This is a genomic window from Paenibacillus sp. FSL F4-0100, assembly GCF_037993005.1.
Classification (GTDB): Bacteria; Bacillota; Bacilli; order Paenibacillales; family Paenibacillaceae; genus Paenibacillus_AQ.
On record NZ_CP150303.1, the window covers coordinates 118407 to 140000 of the forward strand.

18 protein-coding genes, 1 other RNA gene and 1 pseudogene (1 of these 20 cut by a window edge) are annotated in these 21594 nt (G+C 49.1%); 17 read left to right on the forward strand and 3 right to left on the reverse strand.

Features of this window, described 5'->3' with window-relative positions; all coding sequences use genetic code 11:
* Window positions 1-62: 62 nt before the first annotated feature.
* Window positions 63-2132, reverse strand: a complete 2070-nt coding sequence (locus tag MHH48_RS00555) for a serine hydrolase domain-containing protein (RefSeq protein WP_076326384.1) — start codon at window positions 2130-2132, stop codon at window positions 63-65.
* A gap of 155 nt (window positions 2133-2287) precedes the next feature.
* Entirely contained in the window at window positions 2288-2812 is a 525-nt protein-coding gene (locus MHH48_RS00560; protein ID WP_071221142.1) for a phosphatase PAP2 family protein, read from the reverse strand.
* A 342-nt stretch (window positions 2813-3154) separates the two neighbouring features.
* On the opposite strand from MHH48_RS00560, the gene MHH48_RS00565 reads away from it, so the two are divergent.
* The 5 genes and pseudogenes from MHH48_RS00565 to argS all read left to right on the forward strand — a co-directional run bounded on the left by MHH48_RS00565 (window position 3155) and on the right by argS (window position 7947).
* The gene (locus MHH48_RS00565) at window positions 3155-4012 is read left to right on the forward strand and encodes a carbon-nitrogen hydrolase family protein (RefSeq protein ID WP_076326385.1); all 858 of its coding nucleotides are present in this window, start codon (window positions 3155-3157) and stop codon (window positions 4010-4012) included.
* A 50-nt stretch (window positions 4013-4062) separates the two neighbouring features.
* Window positions 4063-4734 (forward strand): annotated as a pseudogene (locus MHH48_RS00570) (GNAT family N-acetyltransferase).
* A gap of 84 nt (window positions 4735-4818) precedes the next feature.
* A complete protein-coding gene (locus MHH48_RS00575) occupies window positions 4819-5490 on the forward strand; it encodes a GNAT family N-acetyltransferase (protein WP_076326386.1) in 672 nt (223 codons plus the stop codon).
* A 355-nt stretch (window positions 5491-5845) separates the two neighbouring features.
* Window positions 5846-6271, forward strand: coding sequence for a DUF1934 domain-containing protein (locus tag MHH48_RS00580; protein ID WP_076326387.1), 426 nt, complete (start codon window positions 5846-5848; stop codon window positions 6269-6271).
* Window positions 6268-7947 carry an arginine--tRNA ligase gene (gene argS / locus MHH48_RS00585; protein ID WP_076326388.1) on the forward strand — a complete coding sequence of 560 codons (1680 nt, stop codon included), beginning with the start codon at window positions 6268-6270 and terminating at the stop codon, window positions 7945-7947. The genes MHH48_RS00580 and argS overlap by 4 nt, the downstream gene beginning before the upstream one ends.
* 101 nt (window positions 7948-8048) lie before the next feature.
* Here argS and MHH48_RS00590 read toward each other — a convergent pair whose 3' ends face one another.
* A complete protein-coding gene (locus tag MHH48_RS00590; RefSeq protein ID WP_076326389.1) occupies window positions 8049-9197 on the reverse strand; it encodes a S8 family peptidase in 1149 nt (382 codons plus the stop codon).
* Between the two features lie 367 nt (window positions 9198-9564).
* Between MHH48_RS00590 and rpoE the strand changes: the two genes are divergently transcribed.
* The 12 genes from rpoE to recR all read left to right on the forward strand — a co-directional run.
* Window positions 9565-10131, forward strand: coding sequence for a DNA-directed RNA polymerase subunit delta (gene rpoE, locus MHH48_RS00595; RefSeq protein ID WP_076326390.1), 567 nt, complete (start codon window positions 9565-9567; stop codon window positions 10129-10131).
* A gap of 642 nt (window positions 10132-10773) precedes the next feature.
* Window positions 10774-12375, forward strand: coding sequence for a CTP synthase (locus tag MHH48_RS00600; protein ID WP_071221150.1), 1602 nt, complete (start codon window positions 10774-10776; stop codon window positions 12373-12375).
* A gap of 249 nt (window positions 12376-12624) precedes the next feature.
* On the forward strand, window positions 12625-13017 hold the full coding sequence (locus tag MHH48_RS00605) for a response regulator (RefSeq protein WP_076326391.1): 393 nt from the start codon (window positions 12625-12627) through the stop codon (window positions 13015-13017).
* A 174-nt stretch (window positions 13018-13191) separates the two neighbouring features.
* On the forward strand, window positions 13192-14046 hold the full coding sequence (gene fba, locus MHH48_RS00610) for a class II fructose-1,6-bisphosphate aldolase (protein ID WP_076326392.1): 855 nt from the start codon (window positions 13192-13194) through the stop codon (window positions 14044-14046).
* Window positions 14047-14353: 307 nt separating this feature from the next.
* Entirely contained in the window at window positions 14354-15613 is a 1260-nt protein-coding gene (locus MHH48_RS00615) for a UDP-N-acetylglucosamine 1-carboxyvinyltransferase (protein WP_071222334.1), read from the forward strand.
* Window positions 15614-15765: 152 nt separating this feature from the next.
* Window positions 15766-17094, forward strand: coding sequence for a transcription termination factor Rho (gene rho / locus MHH48_RS00620; protein WP_071222335.1), 1329 nt, complete (start codon window positions 15766-15768; stop codon window positions 17092-17094).
* 32 nt (window positions 17095-17126) lie between these two features.
* Window positions 17127-18404, forward strand: coding sequence for a radical SAM protein (locus MHH48_RS00625; RefSeq protein ID WP_076326393.1), 1278 nt, complete (start codon window positions 17127-17129; stop codon window positions 18402-18404).
* Window positions 18405-18582: 178 nt separating this feature from the next.
* The gene (rpmE, locus tag MHH48_RS00630) at window positions 18583-18780 is read left to right on the forward strand and encodes a 50S ribosomal protein L31 (protein WP_006207505.1); all 198 of its coding nucleotides are present in this window, start codon (window positions 18583-18585) and stop codon (window positions 18778-18780) included.
* 117 nt (window positions 18781-18897) lie between these two features.
* Window positions 18898-19164: signal recognition particle sRNA large type (ffs, locus tag MHH48_RS00635), an RNA gene on the forward strand.
* 294 nt (window positions 19165-19458) lie between these two features.
* Window positions 19459-21171: a DNA polymerase III subunit gamma/tau gene (gene dnaX / locus MHH48_RS00640; RefSeq protein WP_076326394.1), complete on the forward strand. Its 1713-nt coding sequence runs from the start codon at window positions 19459-19461 to the stop codon at window positions 21169-21171.
* Window positions 21172-21211: 40 nt separating this feature from the next.
* Entirely contained in the window at window positions 21212-21523 is a 312-nt protein-coding gene (locus MHH48_RS00645; RefSeq protein ID WP_009595540.1) for a YbaB/EbfC family nucleoid-associated protein, read from the forward strand.
* Between the two features lie 25 nt (window positions 21524-21548).
* A protein-coding gene (gene recR, locus MHH48_RS00650; protein ID WP_071222338.1) for a recombination mediator RecR crosses the window boundary here: on the forward strand, window positions 21549-21594 show its beginning. It continues 554 nt past the right edge of the window; 46 of the gene's 600 nt are visible here — the first part of the coding sequence; its start codon is at window positions 21549-21551; its stop codon lies off the right edge, out of view.

Below are 21594 nucleotides of genomic sequence, written 5' to 3' on the forward strand. Positions count from 1 at the left end.
CAGTAAAAAAAGCAAGCAACCCTACTTAAGCCTAGCGGCTAATCGGGTTGCTTGCTTTCGTGTTATTTCAGGGTGATACCGAATGCGGAGCTTGGGGCACCGGCAAATACGACAGCTCCATTGGCTGGGAGCTTCACTTCATTACTGCCGCTGACGATGCTGTAGTTCACAACGGCACCTTTTTCGTCATACACGGCGAATGCGCCTTGTGCTGGCAGGGTGACGGTCATGGTTTTGCCTGCAGCTTGTTTAGGGACGGTGTACCATTTGGCATAGCCATCGGCTTGCAGGGTGACGGTTGATTTTTTTCCTTTATAAAGCGGCTTAACGTCCTTACCACTCACAAACAGGGCTCCTGCCCCTTCGAGATACTCTACGCCTTTTTCCTTATAGAAGCGGAATTCGGACGTATCCCGGCCACCCATAGCCGGAATCTGATGCTGGCTTACCGCGGTGTCCGAGTCGATGATCTTTTTGTCGATCATATAGCCTTCCAGACCGCTCTTGCTGTTAATCTCTACCGTTGGTTTCGTGATGAAGTACATCAGCGATGTGAATTTCTCGTTCAATGGATAGAACGTTTCACCTTCGCGCTTGGCCCAAGCGGCAGCGGTCTCCTTGGACAAGGGGTTTGCTTCCAGTTTCTCGGCGGAATAATGCGATAAAGCCATTTGTCCAAGTCCAGGGATCGAAATATATTGTCTTACCCATAGGTAGATGCGGTCATTCTTTTCTTTGACAAAGCTGACCTTCGTGCTGCCATCCGCGCTGACAAATGTTCCATCCGCGGTGTATACATATTTCTCCGCAGGATAATCCGGAATCATGGGAACGGTAATGGACAGTTCGCCGTCCTTGAGGTCGACTTTCATTTGCTGATTCGTCACGCCATAATAACCGGCATATTTGGTGATGTCGCTTGGCATATCAGCCTTTACCGGTTTGCCGAAGGATTTTTCCGGCTTGAGTTCCTTGATCGTGCCTTTCTCCTTAAGAGCATGCAGCAAAATCTCATTAGCCAACAATTGGTTGGTTGAGCTGGAACCACCGGAAGATAATACAGCGGCAGCCATATTCTGCTCCGGAAGAACGACGAGCGAAGCGTGATACAGGATGGTGTCACCACCTTTGGTTACGGCTTTCATGTCATATTGATTGAACGGGAATAGTCTCACACTGTCCCAGCCAAGCCCGTAATCGAACGAGTTATCAGCATCTTCGGGCCACAGACCCTTTTTATATTCTTCCTGCTCCATGGCTTTGACGGATTTGTCGGAAAGAATGCCTTCGGCTTCCCCGGTGAAGATCTGCGCGAACTGCACCAAGTCTTCAGCCGTAGAATAGATGCCGCCGGTTCCGATCACATTGACCGTCTCGTTAGGAAGTTGCCCTTGGTGAGTAGGATAATACAGACCTGCCATTTGGCTTAACTCCAACGTATCTTGGGATGTCTTCGTGTGGTCCAAATCTAACGGCTCGGTAAAATATTGATGAATGAATGCGGTAAACTCCTTGCCGCTCACTTTCTCTACCAGTATCTCGGCCAGCGTGAATCCATCATTACAATAAACGGAGAACGCACCCGGGTCTGCTTTCAGATTTTGGGTGGACAGCTGCTTGAGCAGCGTGTCATGTGCATGAGGGTCATTATCTTCGAACAAAAATGCATTGTTCAGGCTGGAACCCTGCAGTCCGGAGGAATGGTTGATCAGCATGCGCGGCGTAATTTTTTTGTAGCGTTCGTCTTTCATCGTGAATTCGGGTATGTACTGAACCAGAGGCGTATCCAGGTTGATTTTCCCCTCATCCACCAATTTCATGACCGCAGCGGCGGTGAACACTTTACTCGTGGAGCCGATGCCATACATCGTATCCTTGGTCAGCGGTTTCTTTCCTTCGATATCATTGACGCCCGCTTGACCGGACACGGTAATCACTCCGTTGTCGATAAGGGCATATTGAACGCTTGTCGTACCATAAGTCTCGGTGAGCAGCTTGGCTTTCTCTGCGGCGGTTTTCTGAAGGCCTCCTCCCGCGGCAACTTGGCTGTTATCTGCTGCCATTACCCCAGCAGGAAGAACCAGTGTGACTGCGAGAAGGGTTACGAGCATCCGTGATAGTCTTTTCTTCAATGAATAAATACCTCCTTATTATGAATGTACTTAGTTAGTACGATTTACCAGCCCGAATGGTTCAATCTTTTTTCGGAAAATTTACAAGTGCGGGGAGGAACAAAAAAACAGGCATCCCATCCAAAGCCGTAAAGCCATGTGGGGATACCTGTTTTTTAACTGAGCACGATAAGCAGTGCCGAGGTGGTTCCGACGAAACAGCCTGCCAAACAATCCGAAGGATAGTGAAAGCCAAGATAAATGCGTGACAGGCTGACCGTAAGGGCCAGTAGGATCAAGAGCAATGACAGCCAGGGCGTTATAAACAGAAACGGCGTGATAATGGAAAAGATGGCCGTCGAGTGTCCGGAAGGAAACGAATGGTCCTTCATCGGTTTTTTTTCGAACCGTACCTTTTCAAGTGCCAGATAGGGCCGGATGCGCCGCATCTTCCTTTTGATGAGGGCCGTAATCAGGAAGCTGAGGGAAAGTGCAATAAAACTCTGCCACCCCATCGTATTCCATGGCTCAGGTGCAAAAAACGCTATCGAAAGTGTCAGCACAATGGTAAAGATAGCACCCCCCATATGGGTGACCAGCGCGAGCATCGAATCCACCGTTTTGTTGCTGATCTTGCGGTTTAACCAGCGGAAGATAAGGTGGTCATGTTGCTGAAGCCAATCCATCGAACGAGTAATCATTGTGAACAGAACACCTCACATTATAATTTTGTAAGCAGTCAGCCCAAAGATAAATAGGCTGCGATATATGCTTGTAAGGGCCGAGATTCATAGTGTAGACAAGAGGCTTACATACGACAGTATACAGGAGAATTGTTAAGCGTGGGTATGAATGACATGTATTTTTTCATAAATTGAACTTTCTTTGTCGCAGGTGGGTTTGATGATAGCCGTTTTGAGTGTGTTGTAAGCACGCTTCACAAGATTATGGTTTCCCAGGGATGATAACTTCATGTCCCCATGTTCTCGAAGCCCGGAATCCGATATAATGAAAGCATCTAACCATGCCTAAGGAGGAGAAGCATGAAATTCCGCGTTTCTGCCGTGCAATATCATCTGCACACCATTCAATCTTTTGACGATTTTGCCCGTCAGTCGGAGCATTATATCCGGACGGCGGAGGAATTTGAAGTCGATTTTGTGCTGTTTCCGGAATTTTTCACAACCCAACTGATGTCCATCGGGGATGATCAGGGCAAGGCATTGACGATCAATGATCTTCCGGATTTCACAGACCGTTACCGCGAGCTGTTTCAAGGCTTTGCGAAGCAATATAACATGCATATCATTGGCGGGACGCACGTCATTCGCCGGGAAAGGAAGCTGTACAATGTAGCGCATCTGTTCTATCCGGACGGCCGCATTGCGGAGCAGGCCAAGATCCATATCACGCCTTCGGAGATTAGCGGATGGAATATGGGAGCGGGTGAAGAACTCGAAGTGTTCGAGACGGAAAAAGGCACCATTGCGATGCTGACCTGCTATGATATCGAATTCCCTGAGATTGTGCGCATGGCCAAGGCTAAAGGGGCTGACGTCATTTTCTGTCCGTCCTGTACGGATGACCGTCACGGATTCCACCGCGTGCGTTACACCAGCCATGCCCGCGCCATTGAGAATCAAATCTATGTGGTGCTGACCGGTACCGTTGGCTCGCTGCCAACCGTGGATCTGATGCGTGCCAACTTCGGACAGGCGGCCATCATTACCCCGAACGATATCCCGTTTCCTCCGCAGGGCCTGCTGGCCGAGGGAGAGCTGAACAACGACATGATCATTACCGCCGATCTTGATCTGGATTTATTGTATCAAGTGCGCGAGAAGGGATCCGTCACGACATGGCGCGATCGCCGCACGGATTTGTATCCGGATTGGGAATAAGCCCGTTTATCAGCACGTGAGGAAAATAGGAAAAAGGCGGTGCAGAGGAAATGGCCCGGTTTCATCAACAGTTTTATGTATTTGACGACGCTCGGCCGGTGCCGGTTGTCATTCGAAGCTACACGGAAGCGGATTTTGACGAGCTGATCTTCATTCAATCCGAGACGTTCCCGCCCCCATATCCGCCGGAGCAGTGGTGGAACAAGGAACAGCTGAATCAGCACGTCACCTTATTCCCTTAGGGCGCTCTCTGCGTTGAAGTGGGCGGGATGCTCGCCGGGTCGATTACCTCGCTCATTGTGGATTACGATCCATGGGAGCCTGCGCACTCCTGGGCGGAGACCACGGATAACGGGTATATCCGGACCCATAAGCCGGACGGGAATACGTTATACATTGCCGACATTTGTGTCAGGCCGCGCTTCCGTAAGCTTGGACTCGGCAAATGGCTGATTCAGTCGCTGTATCATGTGACGGTGAATCGGGGACTGGACCGACTGCTTGGCGGCGGACGGATGCCCGGCTATCATCGGCATGCCCATGAAATGTCGGCTGCGGAGTATCTGGACGCTGTTGTCCGAGGAGATCTCAAGGATCCGGTGATTACCTTCCTGCTGCGTTGCGGCCGGACGCCCGTCGGGGTGGCAGCGGAGTATTTGGAGGATGAGGAATCCTGCAATTATGGGGCTCTGATGGAATGGAAGAATCCGTTTAGAGGATGAAGAAGTTTCGCTTGAACGATAATGAATGGACTTCATATATAAAGATGGATTTTTTTATTACATATATAAGGAGGCTTTTATTTGATGGAATATATCCGTATTACAAGCATCGACGATCCCTTGTTCCGCAAAATGCACAATCTGATGAAGGACGTGTTCCCTCCGGAAGAGGTGCTGGAATTCAGTCTATGGAAAGAACCGCTTGAGGATCCGGGTATTCGGGTCTTTGTTGCCCTGCATGAGGACGAAGTGGTGGGTACGACGGAATACCGCTATTACGAGGACTGGAATGTAGCGATGACCGATTTTACCATTATCGGGCGCGAAGGGCTTGGTATTGGCCGATTCCTGGCACAGCATCGCTTGAAGGATCTGAATCAACTGGCGGCCGCAAACGGTAAAACGTTGTTCGGCATGTTTGCCGAAATCTACGATCCATATCGGGTACAGGACTATGCATTCGGCGGGGTAAAGCCGATGGATCCGTTTGTTCGCCGCGAGGTGCTGTCACATCTTGGCTACAAACGCACGGATATCGCCTACGTTCACCCATCCTGGAATAATGATGGCGAAGCGGTGAGCGGGCTCGACTTCTGCTTCATGCCGGGTGATGATACTGTCAATGAATTGCCTGCAGAGCTGATCGTGAACTTCCTGAAACGTTACTATTCGGTGCTGCCTGAGAAACCACAAGCCTGGAACGACATGGTGGCCAAACTGGAAACGCAGGAGAAGGTATCCTTGCTCCCGCTGTAACCTATATGATAGCTCATGCCTGATTCGTAACGGATCAGGCATATTCTTGTCTAGTTACGCCCACAGCATGTGATATTTTGGTATTCTGATCGTAGAATGACCGTAACTCCCTATATTCAAACATGGAGTGTGCAGAGCCATGATCAGGCAGCTTATTTTGGCAAGGAAATCACAGGATTAAGTTATAGTGAGTGGCACAAGCAATAGGCCGAGAAATACGGGGATTGAGGATGCGGTCGGTCTTCCGGGTAAGCACGTGGATAGGCTTTTTCTTCACATTTGCTAAAATCCTCATTTGAATTGCAAGGCTATACTGGATATAGTAATACAATAGGTAAGGAAAAGAGGAACGTACATGAACGACCGAAAACAAGTGAGCATCCGTCTTCAAAGCCTTCACGAAGGGGAGAATACGATACAGGAGCTTCCGGCGGAGGCGTTTATTAAAGGGAATGTCCTGTATGTTCGCTATACAGAACCAGCGCTTGGACCGCATCAAGGGGAGACCCGGGCGATGCTTAAGCTGACGGAGGACGAGCTGAAATTGATTCGTCACGGCGAGGTGGAGTCCGAGCAGTCGTTTCGGTTAGGCCAACGATTGCCGGGGTATTACCGCTCCCCGTTCACTTCATTTAATCTCTCTACGTACACGCAGCGTCTGGAGCTAGCGCTTGAAGGCGTGTCCGGACGAGCGGCTTGGGCGTACGATTTATATGTGTCGGGCGAGTTATCGGGACACTTTTCTATTAGTTTGACTATTCAGGAGGCACATGAATCATGACAATGAATCCATTAGATCACATTAACGGGCTGGTTGCAGAAGCGGTGGCTGACGCTGCCGTTGCTGCAGGACTGGTTTCCCGTGAGGAATTGCCGGGCATAACGCTGGAAGTTCCCAAGGATAAGTCGCATGGCGACCTGGCTACGAACGTAGCGATGCAGTTGACACGAATCGCCAAGAAGAACCCGCGGCAAATTGCGGAGTCTATCTTGGAACATTTGGACATGGCGAAAGCTTCGATTGAAAAAGCAGAAATAGCCGGACCCGGATTCATTAACTTTACCTTGGACAAGGGATACCTCTATCCGATCGTTGCATTGGTAGAAGAACAGGGTGACAACTACGGACGGATTGCTACGGGCGAGGGGCAAAAGGTTCAGATGGAGTTTGTCAGCGCCAATCCCACCGGAAGTCTGCACCTGGGACATGCCCGCGGAGCAGCGGTAGGCGATGCCCTCTGCAATGTGCTTGATTTTGCAGGATACGAGGTTACGCGCGAATACTATATCAATGATGCTGGCAACCAAGTGGTGAACCTGATTAAATCCCTCGAAGCCCGTTATTTGCAGGAGCTCGGCCAGGATGCCGAAATGCCGGAAGATGGATACCACGGCGAAGATATCAAAGGGTTTGCCAAAGAGCTTGTAGCTGAGAAGGGCGAATCTTTGCTGTCCATGGATCCAGGCGAGAGAACGGCATTCCTTCGTCAGTTCGGACTTGAGAAGGAACTGGATAAAATCAAACGCGATTTGAATCGATTCCGCGTTCATTTTGACGAATGGTTTAGTGAGACATCCCTGTACGAGAATGGACTCGTGGAGAAATCCCTGGAAGAGCTGAAATCGAAGGGCGAAGCTTATGAGAAGGATGGGGCAACCTGGCTTCGTACAACTGACTATGGGGACGACAAAGACCGCGTCCTCGTGAAGAATGACGGAACTTATACTTACCTGACGCCGGATATTGCATACCACCGTAATAAATACGAGCGCGGCTATGACAAGATTCTTAATATTTGGGGAGCCGATCACCATGGTTATATTCCACGGATGAGGGCTGCTATGGAGGCACTCGGCAATGATCCAGACAAACTGATTGTATTGATCGCCCAGATGGTCAGTCTGTTCCAGGATGGCGAGAAAGTGAAGATGTCCAAGCGTACCGGTAAAGCGGTCACGATGGAAGATCTGATGGATGAAGTCGGCGTGGACGCAATCCGCTATTTCTTCACCATGCGCAGCATGGACTCGCACCTGGATTTCGATATGGATCTGGCGGTGTCTACGTCCAATGAGAATCCGGTCTTCTATGTGCAGTATGCTCACGCACGTATTTGCAGCGTATTCCGCCAAGCGGAGGAGCAAGGCGTTAACCTCCTGTCGCTTTCCGAAGTGAACCTGAGCGTTCTTACAACCGAGCATGAGTACGACATTTTGCGCAAAATAGGAGAGCTCCCGCAGGAAGTGTCGCTTGCTGCTGAGAACTATGCTCCGCACCGACTCATTCGGTATGTATATGAGCTGGCTTCCTTGTTCCACAGCTACTATCGAGCCGAGCGCGTGATTACGGAGGATGCGGATCAAACGCAGGCTCGCCTGGCTTTGCTTCGAGCTGTTCGTACGGTCATCGCTAACGTGCTTCGCCTGATGGGCGTATCAGCGCCGGAACGGATGTAATGGATTTTGCTTTAATATGTGAAAACAGCCGTCTTTCCGAGGAAAGACGGCTGTTTTTAATTTATAAACGGACATTCTTTTATAGTTGTTGAAGAATCAGTTTATAATTTCATGCCCTCACGCAAAAATTTCAAGGCATTTACCTCTCCATCGGAGGCGCTGTGTCCTTTTTTGAGCTTTAGGGGAGAGGAGGTGCGTCGCAGCAGGGCCTTAAGGGTAGCCGTTTTTTTCAGGTCGGGCTTTTGCGCAAGCAGAAGGGCAATCGCTCCGCTGACGTGGGAAGTCGCCATGGAGGTGCCACTCATCTCGTGGTATTTTCCTTGCAGCCACGCGGACACGATTTTATCTCCAGGTGCATAAATATCGACAAATTGTCCACGATTGCTAAAGGAAGGGATTTTCCGGTTGCGGTCGGTAGCTCCGACAGATATGGTTTGAGGATAACGGGCAGGATAGTCCGCGGTACGGCGTTTACCGTCATTGCCGGAGGAGGCAACAATAATGACGCCTGCTTGGTTGGCCTTGCCTACAATATCCAGCAACGTACGGCTTCGGGTCTGCATACCGAAACTCATATTAATGATATCGATCTCGGCTCGTACGCACCAGTCGATGGCCAGAATGATATCCGACACAAAGGCGGATCCGTTATAATCAAAGGCTTTGACTGGATACACTACAGATCTTGGAGCAACGCCAATCATTCCCTGTGTGCTGTTCGCAGCAGCGATGGTACCCGAAATATGTGTTCCGTGCCCATTGTCATCATATGGCGGTATGTTTCGGTGGACGAGGTTAACCCCTCGAGTCAGCGAATACTTCAGATCGGGGTGAGCGAAATCCACCCCCGTGTCGATAACGGCAATCTTCACGCGGTGTCCTGTCGAGATAGACCAGGCTTGAGGGGCTTTAATTTGCTTGATACCCCATGGGATTCCGGTTAGCGTTCCAATTGTCCCTTGTGTGGCTTGGATATGAACCCGGTCATCCTCTTCAACCATCAGTTCATTCTGAAACTCCGCTTCAAACTTCGCGGTTTGGGGAGCTGGAGCGATGATGGTTTGGGTAACCGGCGAACAGCTGACTGAACTCGGAAAACGCCTTTTCCCGACAAGTCGATTCCATTCTCGGATACATTCTTGGTACAGCTGAGGGTCATGAAACGTAAGGAGCCGCCGGTTCATTTCCCGGACGTTCCGCATAGGGTTCGTCTCTGTAAGTAGTGATTGCATGATCCGGGTGTAATCCATATGTGGCAATCTCCCTTCTCGATGAACCGTTGCTTCAGTATTGTATGAACCGGGGAGAGTGCCCGAATGGGATGTTGCCCTTTTTCCGGGAAATAGGCCCTGTTTACCGTGTCAAAGCAGCAGGGCTAACATAAGATACATGAGGAGAACATCAAGGTTCTCTTATCTAATCCCGTAAGGAGTCGATCCTTGGGGCGGGTACAGTCAGAAGACGGGGACAATTGTCTCCGTCTTTTTCCTTTTTGGTATCTGATGGGTAATGGTGCATAAAAACTTGATTTTTATTTCCAAATAGGTTTTACTTAGTTTTGATAATGGATATGTTGAGGGTATAACGTGAAGATTGTGTGAGAGGAAGTGTGCGTTAGTGAGTAATCCGCTCAATTTAAAGATCGATCCGGAGAAGATTCAGGAAATCCCAATGGTTGACCTGGCTTTTATGGTTCTGAAGGCGGCGAATACGCCGTATTATTACCGTGACCTTATGAATGAGGTGGCCAAGCTTCGTGGCTTTACGGAAAAGGAAATTAACGAAACGATTGCCCAGTTATATACCGAGATCAATATAGACGGACGTTTCGCTTGTGTAGGAACGAATCTGTGGGGACTAAAGCGCTGGTATCCGCTGGAGAAGTCCGAAGATCCGATTGCGAACGCCAAGCGTCCGCGGATCATCAATGATGAAGATGATGATGACGATGACTTCACCGATGAAGAGGAGACTTACAGCGGTGACGATGCCGAGGAGGATTTCGACAGCATCGATGACGAAGATGATGATCACGACGATCTCTTCCCGGATGATGACGATGCCGAGGACGATGTAGACGAAGAGGTTGTTCTGGATGATGACGAATTGGATGACGAGGATTCGGAATCCGAAGAGGAAGATGATCTGGAAGAGGAAGCCTTTGAGGAAGACGATAAGGATTAATCCGTCATACAGCAGGGTCTTTAGGACTTGTCTGCGCTGATAATGACTGTGTTTTACAGTGTCAGCCAATTGGGCAATTTTGAGGTTGCTTCTTCTCTTGACAAGCAGACAAGGCACAGAGTAAACTATTGCTTGGGCTTATGATTGTGGATTAAATATGTTTAATATAAAAGTGCCCCGTTATTTATTCGGGGTCACTTTTTTTGTTTTTAAGGCTCAGAAAGTGGAAACGACGCTAGCTTCTGAACCTAATAACGCTAGAGAAACTACCTTATCAAAAGCAGTCTGTCTTCTGGAAGTTTGTCGATGGACATTTTTTCTTCGGGCTGTGGAAGCATCCTTCTTGTGTGGACTGGACTTTCATGGTTTCTTGCAGTGAATATTCCAAGTTGTTTAAGATGAGGTATGGGAACCGCTCGTCTTGAAGCCTCATAACGTATGCCGGGTTAAGCGGCTCGATATGAGGATCATTTAAGCGTCAATATATGCGGTTTGTAATAGGTCGGAGGTCAGCTCGCTCACCATTTTTGGAAGCGAGCGATGCTTTTTGTTGGTCCCTCTGATGAATCAGGGGAAAACGGGTTAGGATAAACATCATATGTCGCCTGAAGTTATGGAGATTATATAGGAGGGTTTTTAACAGTGACAAAGTATATTTTTGTAACAGGCGGGGTCGTGTCATCTCTTGGTAAGGGAATTACCGCCGCTTCGCTCGGTAGATTGCTTAAGAACAGAGGGCTCAAGGTAACGATTCAGAAATTCGATCCGTACATTAATATAGATCCGGGCACCATGAGTCCTTACCAGCATGGCGAAGTATTCGTTACGGACGACGGTGCGGAAACCGACCTGGACCTGGGACACTATGAGCGCTTCATCGATATTAACCTGTCGAAGAACAGCAATGTGACAACAGGGAAAGTATACTCTTCTGTTATCAGCAAGGAACGTCGGGGAGAATATTTGGGCGGTACCGTGCAGGTAATCCCTCATATTACGAACGAAATCAAGGAGCGCGTGTTCCGTGCAGGCCGTGAAGCGGGTTCGGATGTGGTTATTACCGAAATCGGCGGTACGGTTGGCGATATCGAAAGCCTTCCTTTCCTTGAGGCTATTCGTCAGATTAAGAGTGACGTTGGCCGTGAGAACGTGATGTATATTCATGTAACCCTCATTCCATATATTAAGGCAGCCGGTGAAGTGAAAACGAAGCCGACCCAGCACAGTGTAAAAGAACTCCGCAGTATCGGCATTCAGCCGAATGTTATCGTGTGCCGTACGGAGCATGAGCTTTCAACCGAGATGAAAGCAAAAATCGCGCTCTTCTGCGACATCGACCCTAACGCGGTTGTAGAATGTCGCGATGCCTCCTCGCTGTATGAGGTACCGCTGAATCTGCGTGAAGAAGGCCTTGATGAAATTGTTGTCAATCATTTGAAATTGACCACCCCTGCGCCGGATATGAGCGAGTGGGAGGATCTGGTGGAGCGTGTATCCAAGCTGGAGAAGACCGTTGAGATTGCGATTGTCGGTAAGTATGTCGCACTGCACGATGCCTACCTCAGTGTTGTTGAATCCCTGTCTCATGCAGGCTTTGATGCTAATGCCGACGTGAAGATCCGCTGGGTGAATGCCGAAGAAATTACGGCAGACAACGTGGAAGAGGCGTTGAGTGGCATTGGCGGTATTCTTGTACCGGGTGGATTTGGAGATCGGGGTATCGAAGGCAAGATCAGCGCGATTCGTTATGCTCGCGAACGCAATATTCCATTCTTCGGCATTTGTCTTGGGATGCAAGTGTCCGTTATTGAATATGCCCGTTCGATTGTCGGCCTGAACGGCGCGAACAGCTCGGAAATTGATCCGGCTACCGAATATCCAGTCATCGACCTGCTGCCGGAGCAGAAGGATATTGAGGATCTTGGCGGAACGATGCGCCTGGGTCTGTATCCATGTAAGCTGGTTCCAGGATCGCTTGCAGAGTCCTGCTACCAGGACGAGCTGGTTTATGAAAGACATCGCCACCGGTATGAGTTCAACAATCAATACCGCGAAGATATTGAAAAAGCAGGCCTGCGTATATCCGGTACTTCTCCGGATGGACGTCTGGTAGAAATTGTAGAGCTGCCAGGACACCCTTGGTTCCTTGCTGTGCAATTCCATCCGGAATTCACGTCCCGTCCGAACCGTCCGCAGCCGCTGTTCCGTGAATTTGTAAAAGCCTCGATCCAGCATCAGGCATAATGGGAAGAGCCTCTTTTGCAGAGGCTCTTTTTTGCGTATAAAGCCGTTGTCATAACTGTGGACAGGGTAAGCTGACGTTCAGATCGGATGTCCAGAGCTCATACATCTTTTTTTCTTACTTTTTTTAGGACAGGAAGGAATTCGACATCTACAAGCGAATACAAATAATGGTCGGTTTATGGGAAAGTTAGGAACTTTCGAGTTTGCATATACTCATTGTACGATTTAAGTATCGGGGAGGTTGAAGGGATGAGCAAAGAAAGCAAACACAAAGTGCTGATTGTGGATGACCAGAATGGTATCCGCATCTTGCTTGTAGAAGTGTTCAGCAGTGAAGGATATGAGACGTTTCAAGCGGCGAATGGCAAGGTTGCACTTGAAATTGTGAAGATGCATGCCCCGGATTTGGTGCTGCTGGATATGAAAATTCCTGGAATGGACGGGCTTGAGATTTTGAAGCATATTAAACAGATGAATCCGGACATTAAGGTGATCATGATGACTGCCTATGGAGAGCTTGACATGATCAAGGAAGCAACCGATCTTGGTGCGTTGATGCATTTTACCAAACCCTTTGATATTGATGAGATGCGGCAAGCCGTCAATATGCAGCTGAAAGGGACCGCCAATAATATCGGTTGAATGATGAATTCTGCTCAAAGGGCGGAATTCTTTTTTTTGCCAGAATGTGAGGTCCTTCGCAGCATTTTAGGAAATGCTTGTTTAGTATTTATGACGCGATGTGGTATAATAAGTCCGTGTGTTATATCGGCTAAAAACCATAGACAAACTAAGCATCTATAGGAGGATGAAACCATGCCATTAGTATCAATGACAGACATGCTGAACAAAGCACTTGAAGGTAAATATGCTGTTGGTCAATACAACATCAATAACCTGGAGTGGACATATGCGATTCTTGAAGCGGCTGAGCAAGAGAAATCACCAGTAATTCTTGGTGTTTCCGAAGGCGCAGCTCGTTATATGGGTGGATTCAGCACCGTCGTACACATGGTAAAAGGTTTGATGGAGGACCTGAAAGTGACAGTTCCTGTTGCCATTCACCTTGACCACGGTTCAAGTGTTGAGAAATGTAAAGAAGCAATCGATGCAGGATTCACTTCGGTTATGATCGATGATTCCCACAGCCCGATTGAGACGAATATTGCAACAACGAAACAAGTCGTTGAGTATGCTCATGCCAAAGGCGTTTCCGTTGAAGCTGAAGTCGGCATGGTCGGCGGACAAGAAGATGACGTCATCGGTGATGTAATGTACGCGAAGCTTGACGATTGCGTTCGCATCGTGAACGAAACGGGCATCGACACTTTGGCACCTGCGCTTGGTTCTGTTCATGGTCCTTACAAAGGCGAACCAAACCTTGGTTTCAAAGAGATGGAAGAGATTCGCAATGCTGTGAAACTTCCGTTGGTGCTTCATGGTGGTACAGGCATCCCGACGCATGACATCAAGAAAGCTATCTCCTTGGGTACTTCCAAAATCAACGTGAACACCGAGAACCAAATTTCGTTCTCTAAAGTTGTTCGTGAAGTGCTTGCTGCTAAACCAGAAGCTTACGATCCACGCACATTCCTGAAACCAGGCCGTGAGGCAATCAAGGAAACTGTGGTTGGCAAAATCCGTGAGTTTGGTTCCAACAATCAAGCCTAATAAAGTCGCTTGTAGTCCTAGTGGCCACAACATGATGATTGGAATCACCTAAGATATTTAGGCTGTCTTATGCTGTAGTATACAATGAAATGGAAAGCACACCGCATAGCCGGTGTTTTTCCATTTCATTTATTAAGTATCAAAAGTACAAGCGGGTTGTGAGCTTCACAACCGGATAATCGAGAACAAAAAAGAACGCAAAATGCGGTCTGTCATCCTTTAGGAACGTCGATAAGACGTTTTTCTTGTATGACGGCCATCAGAACCATTTCCGGCTGCGAAGTGATGTAGGGGGACCCGAAAGCTTATGGAAAAATTGATGATCAGCGGTGGACGCCCACTGCGAGGTACTGTAACAATCAGTGGTGCCAAAAACAGTGCTATTGCGTTAATTCCCGCCGCAATCCTGGCGGAATCGGAAGTCGTACTTGATAATTTGCCGCTTCTCAGCGATGTGGCTGTATATGCTGAGATTTTGGAAGAATTGGGCGGGCAAGTTTCATGGGAAGGCAATCAGATGAGAATTGACCCTTCTGATATCAAATCTATTCCGATGCCTAACGGACCCGTTAAGAAACTGCGCGCGTCCTACTATATGATGGGCGCCATGCTTGGAAGATTTAAAGAAGCCGTGATCGGCCTGCCGGGCGGCTGTAATTTTGAACCTCGTCCCATCGATCAGCACATCAAGGGTTTTGAAGCGCTTGGCGCAACCGTCACCAATGAACACGGTTCGATTCATCTGCATGCCAAAGAGCTGCGGGGCGCGAAGATCTATCTGGATGTGAGCAGTGTTGGTGCAACGATTAATATTATGCTGGCGGCTGCTAAGGCCAAAGGCTCCACAATTATTGAAAATGCGGCGAAAGAGCCTGAAATTATAGATGTTGCAACACTTTTGAATTCCATGGGAGCTGTCATTAAGGGCGCCGGAACGGAAACGATACGGATTGAAGGCGTAACTGAGATGCATGGCTGCCGACATTCCATTATTCCAGACCGGATTCAGGCCGGTACATATATGATTGCTGCCGCAGCTACACGCGGCGATGTTCTGATTGACAATGTCATCCCGAAACATCTTGAAGCCCTTACGGCCAAGCTGATCGAGATGGGTGTTGGTATTGAGGAGCTGGACGAAAGCATTCGCGTGATCGGTAAGGATCGATACCAGCATGTGGACGTTAAGGCGCTTATATATCCTGGATTTGCAACGGATTTGCAATCACCGATGACCAGCCTGCTTACGCAAGCGGAAGGCGTCAGTGTCCTTAGTGATTTTGTATATAGCAACCGATTTAAACATGTTCCGGAGTTAGTTCGCATGGGCGCCAAGATCCGCGTGGAGGGACGCTCTGCTATTATAGAAGGCGGTCCGCTGAACGCAGCCAAAGTCAAAGCGACCGACCTGCGCGCAGGCGCGGCTCTTGTCATTGCTGGACTAACCGTACCCGAAGGGGTAACGGAGGTAAGTGGCGTAGAATTCATTGACCGCGGCTATGACCATCTGGTATCCAATCTGCGTATGCTGGGTGCCGACGTATGGCGTGAGACTGAGGAAGAATGATTTTTTTACCAAAACGAGGGAAATGTGTGGGTAAAACTGCATATCTCCCTCTGATTTGGGTAATGCTCCTAGTAAAGCTCTCATAGAATAATAGACTACATGCAGCAGGACTTGCTGTGACAGAAACAAATAATTGAATAGGTGGTTATTGAATGGATTTACAAATAGCCGATTTGGAAGGCATGAAGCTGACGGATCTGTATAAGCTGGCCAAAAAGTATCAGATCCCTTATTATGGCCAGTTGAAGAAAAAAGAATTGATATTTGCCATTCTCCGGGCGCAGGCCGAACAGAGCGGCTTGATGTTCATGGAGGGCGTACTTGAGATTTTGCCAGAAGGTTACGGTTTTCTTAGACCGATCAACTATTTACCGAGCACGGAGGACATCTACATTTCGGCCTCCCAGATTCGTAAATTTGATTTAAGGACCGGAGATTTGGTTTCGGGCAAATGCCGGACACCTAAAGAGAACGAACGTTACTTCGGGCTGCTGCAGGTCAACGCCGTGAATGGTGAGAATCCTGCCGTCGCAGCGGAACGATTGCACTTCCCAGCCTTGACTCCTCTATATCCGCAAGAAAAGCTTGTTCTTGAAACATCCCCTAATCAGTTGTCAACCCGAATTATGGATCTGCTTGCACCTGTAGGTTTAGGACAACGCGGTTTAATCGTAGCACCGCCAAAAGCAGGGAAAACGCTCCTCTTAAAAGAAATCGCCAACAGCATCTCAACCAACAATCCAGAGATTGAACTGTTTGTTTTACTCATCGATGAACGGCCTGAAGAAGTGACGGATATGCAGCGTTCCGTTAAGGGCGAGGTGGTTGCTTCTACTTTTGACGAGCTTCCGGAGAACCATATTAAAGTGGCGGAACTGGTATTGTCCCGTGCCTTGCGGTTGGTGGAGCATAAGAAGGACGTTGTTATATTGCTGGACAGCATCACCCGTCTTGCCCGTGCGTACAACCTGGTCATTCCTCCGTCCGGCAGAACGCTGAGCGGCGGTATTGATCCTGCGGCATTCCATCGTCCGAAACGTTTCTTCGGTTCGGCGCGTAACGTGGAGGAAGGCGGAAGTTTGACGATTCTGGCTACAGCCTTGGTTGAAACCGGATCGCGGATGGATGACATTATTTATGAGGAATTTAAAGGGACAGGCAACATGGAGCTGCATCTGGACCGCCGCTTTGCGGAACGCCGTATTTTTCCGGCGATCGACATTCGCCGCTCTGGCACCCGGCGTGAAGAGGTGCTGCTGAACAAGGATGAATTGGATACCATTTGGGCGATCCGTAAAAATATGAACGACTCTGCTGACTTTGTGGAAGGATTCCTCAAAAAAATGCGTGACAGCAAGAATAACGCGGAGTTCTTGGCATCATTTGATGTGAATGCCAATAACGGGAGCGGAACCGGGACTCAGAGCCAGACAGCTAGACGCCCATCGCGCGCATCGGCTGCGACGGCCCCTCAGAGCTAAATCCTGAATCAACCGGAGAATAGGAGATCAACATGTATTTGGTTTATGCAGATGAGCAAGGGAATGTTTATGATCATTCTGATCTGTTTGGGCTTGCCCGCAGCGGAGATATGATCGTTGAGATATTGGATGATGAATTAATCCCTTTGCCAGAGGGGGCTACATTGGTCGGACTACCGAGCACCCGAGCGATCGGAATGGATCCAGAGACTGGTGATATGATGCCGCTTGAGGACGGGTACACTGCTGTCGGAGCGCTGTTGCCGCAAGGCTATACCCGGTTGTGCTTGCCAGGATACGTGAAGTCGGACAAGGAATATAAGCTGCCGCTATTTGGTTACTCGGCGGTGGTATGGAAGGATGGCGCTTTCTATACAACAGCGCGTTTATCCGATGACCCGGAGAAGTGGAACCCGGTGAACTGCGATCTGAACGATCTTGAGCTTGGGGTTAAGACGCTGAAGGAGAAATATCCGGAGAATCGGCTCTATGAGCATCTGTCTAACTGTGCATTAGGATATGAATGCCTGACGGCATCCAATACCTTCCTGAATCGCTGGGAAGGCGCTGTTCCTGTATCGTACTCTTGCAATGCCGGTTGCTTCGGTTGTATTTCGGAACAGCCGGATGACAGCGGCTTTGTCTCGCCACAGACCCGTATGAACTTCCGTCCGAGAGTGGATGAGTTGGTGCAGGTCATGCTGGAGCATCTGAAGACACCGGAGTCGATCATCAGCTTTGGCCAAGGTTGTGAGGGAGAACCCTCCACGCAGGCGAAGATCATTATAGAAGCCATGAGAGAAGTTCGGGCACAGACTGATATGGGATACATCAATATTAATACCAATGCGGGATTAACTGATTTTATCCGTGGTATCGTGGATGCGGGTCTTGATCTGATGAGGGTCAGTACGATCAGTGCATTGGATGATCATTATAACGCATACTACAAGCCAAGGGGCTATACGCTGGCCAATGTGGAGAAATCTCTTCGTTATGCAACCGATCAAGGTGTATATACCTCCATCAACTATCTGATCTTCCCGGGCGTAACTGATCGCGAGGAAGAGCTGGAAGCCATGATTGAGTTTGCCCGCCGCACGGATCTCAAATTGATTCAGCTCCGCAATCTCAACATTGACCCTGAGAGCTATCTCGAGCTTATTCCGCCTGCACAAGGCGAGATTCTGGGGATGAAGCAGGCGATTGAGATTATGCAGGAGGAGCTGCCAGATGTGGTGATTGGCTCCTATACGCATGTGCCACCTGCAGGACAGGTAAGACCGAAGAAGAGACCATCGATTATTTAACAGAACCGTACTGAACATCGGATGTGTTAAAAACAGGTTGAAATTCCAATTGTGGACTTGTCTGATGATTTGTGTATGAGCTATTGCGCATTCATTTTGCTCGTGATATACTCCATTTATGTGTCCATATAACTCTGGGTCCGCATGAGGCTCAGGGCGGAAAGAGGTGAAAGCTACAATGAAACAAGATATTCAACCGAAATATCACGTTACTACAGTTACTTGTGCTTGCGGTAATACGTTTGAAACAGGTTCTGTAAAACCAGATCTTCGTGTAGAGATTTGCTCGAACTGTCATCCGTTCTTCACAGGTAAACAGAAATTCCTGGATGCTGGCGGTCGTGTTGATAGATTCAAGAAGAAATACGGTATCTAATAAACAAACCCTTCGCCCTTGTGGTCGGAGGGTTTTTGTCTGTTTACAGGGCTGGTGGAGTATGCAACTTCTTCCGTCGGTTGCTTTTTTGATAGCCATGCGATATACTAAAGTTCGCCGTGCTAGACGGGGAGGTAGCGGTGCCCTGTAACTCGCAATCCGCTGTAGCGAGGTTGAATTCCTGTTAGAGGTATTGTCGATGTGAGGCTGGTCCCTGCGCTCAACGTTGACGGTTGGGTCCTCCGCAATGAGCACTTGTGAACCTGGTCAGGTCCGGAAGGAAGCAGCCATAAGCAAGATCGCTTTTGTGCCGGAGGGGTGCCTAGCCCGAGTTGTTGCTCAGGATTGCCGCTCGGATCGCAATTATCAATAACAGGTGCACGGTATACATATCTGCACATAACACCTTTGCCATATTGGCAAGGGTGTTTTTTGTCGAAACGGCTATCCATTCAAGCTGATCCTTCATGTGCACTTTGGATAAAGTTTTCCAAGTAAACGTTTTGCTAAGGCAGGGGAAAGTAGTATAGAATGTAGTATAATATAACCGTTAAACTCACGCCTTTTTGGCTGGGAATGACCATGAATGCAACAGTAAAGCACGCGAGGATCGGGTTTAGTATAAACTTAAGGTTTTCTCGATCTCGTGAAGTGGAAGTTGAAAGAGGGTAAAGCACAGTGGAACATATCGCGTTATATCGTGCTTGGCGACCACAGTCGTTCGGCGACATGGTGGGCCAGCAGCATATTATCCAGACCCTGCAGAATGCCATTCGCGAGCAGCGGGTTTCCCATGCCTACCTGTTCAGCGGTCCACGGGGTACGGGCAAGACCAGTGCCGCTAAAATTTTGGCCAAAGCCGTGAACTGCGAGCATGGTCCGGCTGAGGAACCCTGCAATGAATGCGAGGCCTGCCGGCGTATAACGTCCGGAGCCGTCATGGATGTTCAGGAGATCGATGCTGCATCCAACCGCGGTGTCGAAGAAATCCGTGATTTGCGGGAGAAAGTCAAATACGCACCGACCGAGGTGCGGCGTAAGGTTTATATTATCGATGAAGTACACATGCTGACGACGGAAGCGTTCAATGCCTTATTGAAAACGCTGGAGGAACCGCCGGCACACGTGATGTTTATACTAGCGACAACAGAGCCCCACAGGCTTCCGGCAACGATCATCTCACGCTGTCAACGGTTTGACTTCCGGAGGGTTTCCTTGGACGAACAGACCGGGCGTCTGGAGCAGATTTGCGGAGAAGAAGGCATTACGGCAGAGCCTGAAGCACTGCAGTATATCGCACGTCTATCGGATGGCGGTATGCGGGATGCACTGAGCATTCTGGATCAGATTGCCTCCTTCACAGGAGGCACGGTATCTTACCAGCAGGTCATGGACATGACGGGCGGGATTGCCTCGGAGCAGTTTGGCCTTCTGGCCAGTGCCGTGAAACAGGGGGATGCCGGACTTGTGCTGCAGATCGTGGAGCAATTCATGCAGGAGGGAAAAAGTGCAGATAAATGCATGGAGAATCTCCTGTATTATTTCCGCGATTTGCTGATGATCAAGATGGTTCCTAGCGCCGATAAGCTGACCGACCGGGTTTTGAATCCGGCAGAGTTTCAGGAGATGGCGAATGCCTTCAGCCGAGACGAACTATTTCAAATGATCGATACGCTGAACCGGTATCAGAGTGAGATGAAATACGCCTCGCAGCCGCAGACTCTGTTTGAGGTGGCATTGCTCAAGCTTTCCGGTATAACTCAATCAGCGGGTGGGGCAAGAGCTCAGAATACAGCCGATGCGGGGGAGCTCGCTCAGCTGAAGCAGCATGTAGCCTCACTTGAGAAAAAGCTGGAGCGACTGATACAAAACGGTGTTCCTGCATCTGGTCACCGTGAACCGGCCAAGTCCACCCGTACACCGGCACCGAAAGCAGCTTCATCAGCCAAGATCCCGCAGCATATGGATCAGTATATATCTTGCCGAACGGGGGAGGATTATACTTCTGTTCATCGACAGTGGGCCCAAATTCTGCAGAATGTGAAAGAGGAGAAGGTGACGGTCCACGCTTGGCTGATGGATGGAGAACCTGTGTCCGTATGGGAAGACAAGGTTCTTGTCGCTTTTAAAAACAACATCCACCGCGAAACCACGGAGAAACCTGCCAACAAACAGGTGATTGAAGGGGTTCTTGAGTCCACGCTTGGCAAGCCGTATCATCTGGTTACCATGATGCTTCGTGATTGGAGTGACGCGGTAGAAGGAGTGGGCAAACCTCAGGCAGAGGAGCTTAAGCTTGAGCACGAAGAAGCGGAGGCCGGTGGGGAGAAACCATGGATTGATGAGGCGATCCAGTTGTTTGGAGAAGACCTCGTTGTCATAAAAGACTAGCACGTCCCTACGTGCACCCTATTATAAGGAGAGATGAATCATGAATAATATGAACCAAATGATGAAGCAAGTGAAAAAGATGCAGGAGCAAATGCTGAAGGCTCAGGAAGAGCTCGCTACGAAAACCGTTGAAGGAACTTCCGGCGGTGGCGTGGTTACCGTGGAAGCGAATGGACATAAACAAATTTTGTCCATCAACATCAAGCCTGAGGCGGTTGACCCGGATGATGTGGAAATGCTGCAGGATCTGGTACTGACTGCGGTTAACGATGCACTTGCCAAGGCTGAAGAAATCGCAAATGCTGATATGGGCAAATTCACAGGCGGCATGAAAATTCCGGGCTTGTTCTAATCTAACCTAGAAGGAGTAGTTACATTTGTACTATCCTGAACCGATCGCGAAGCTCATCGACGCCTTTACGC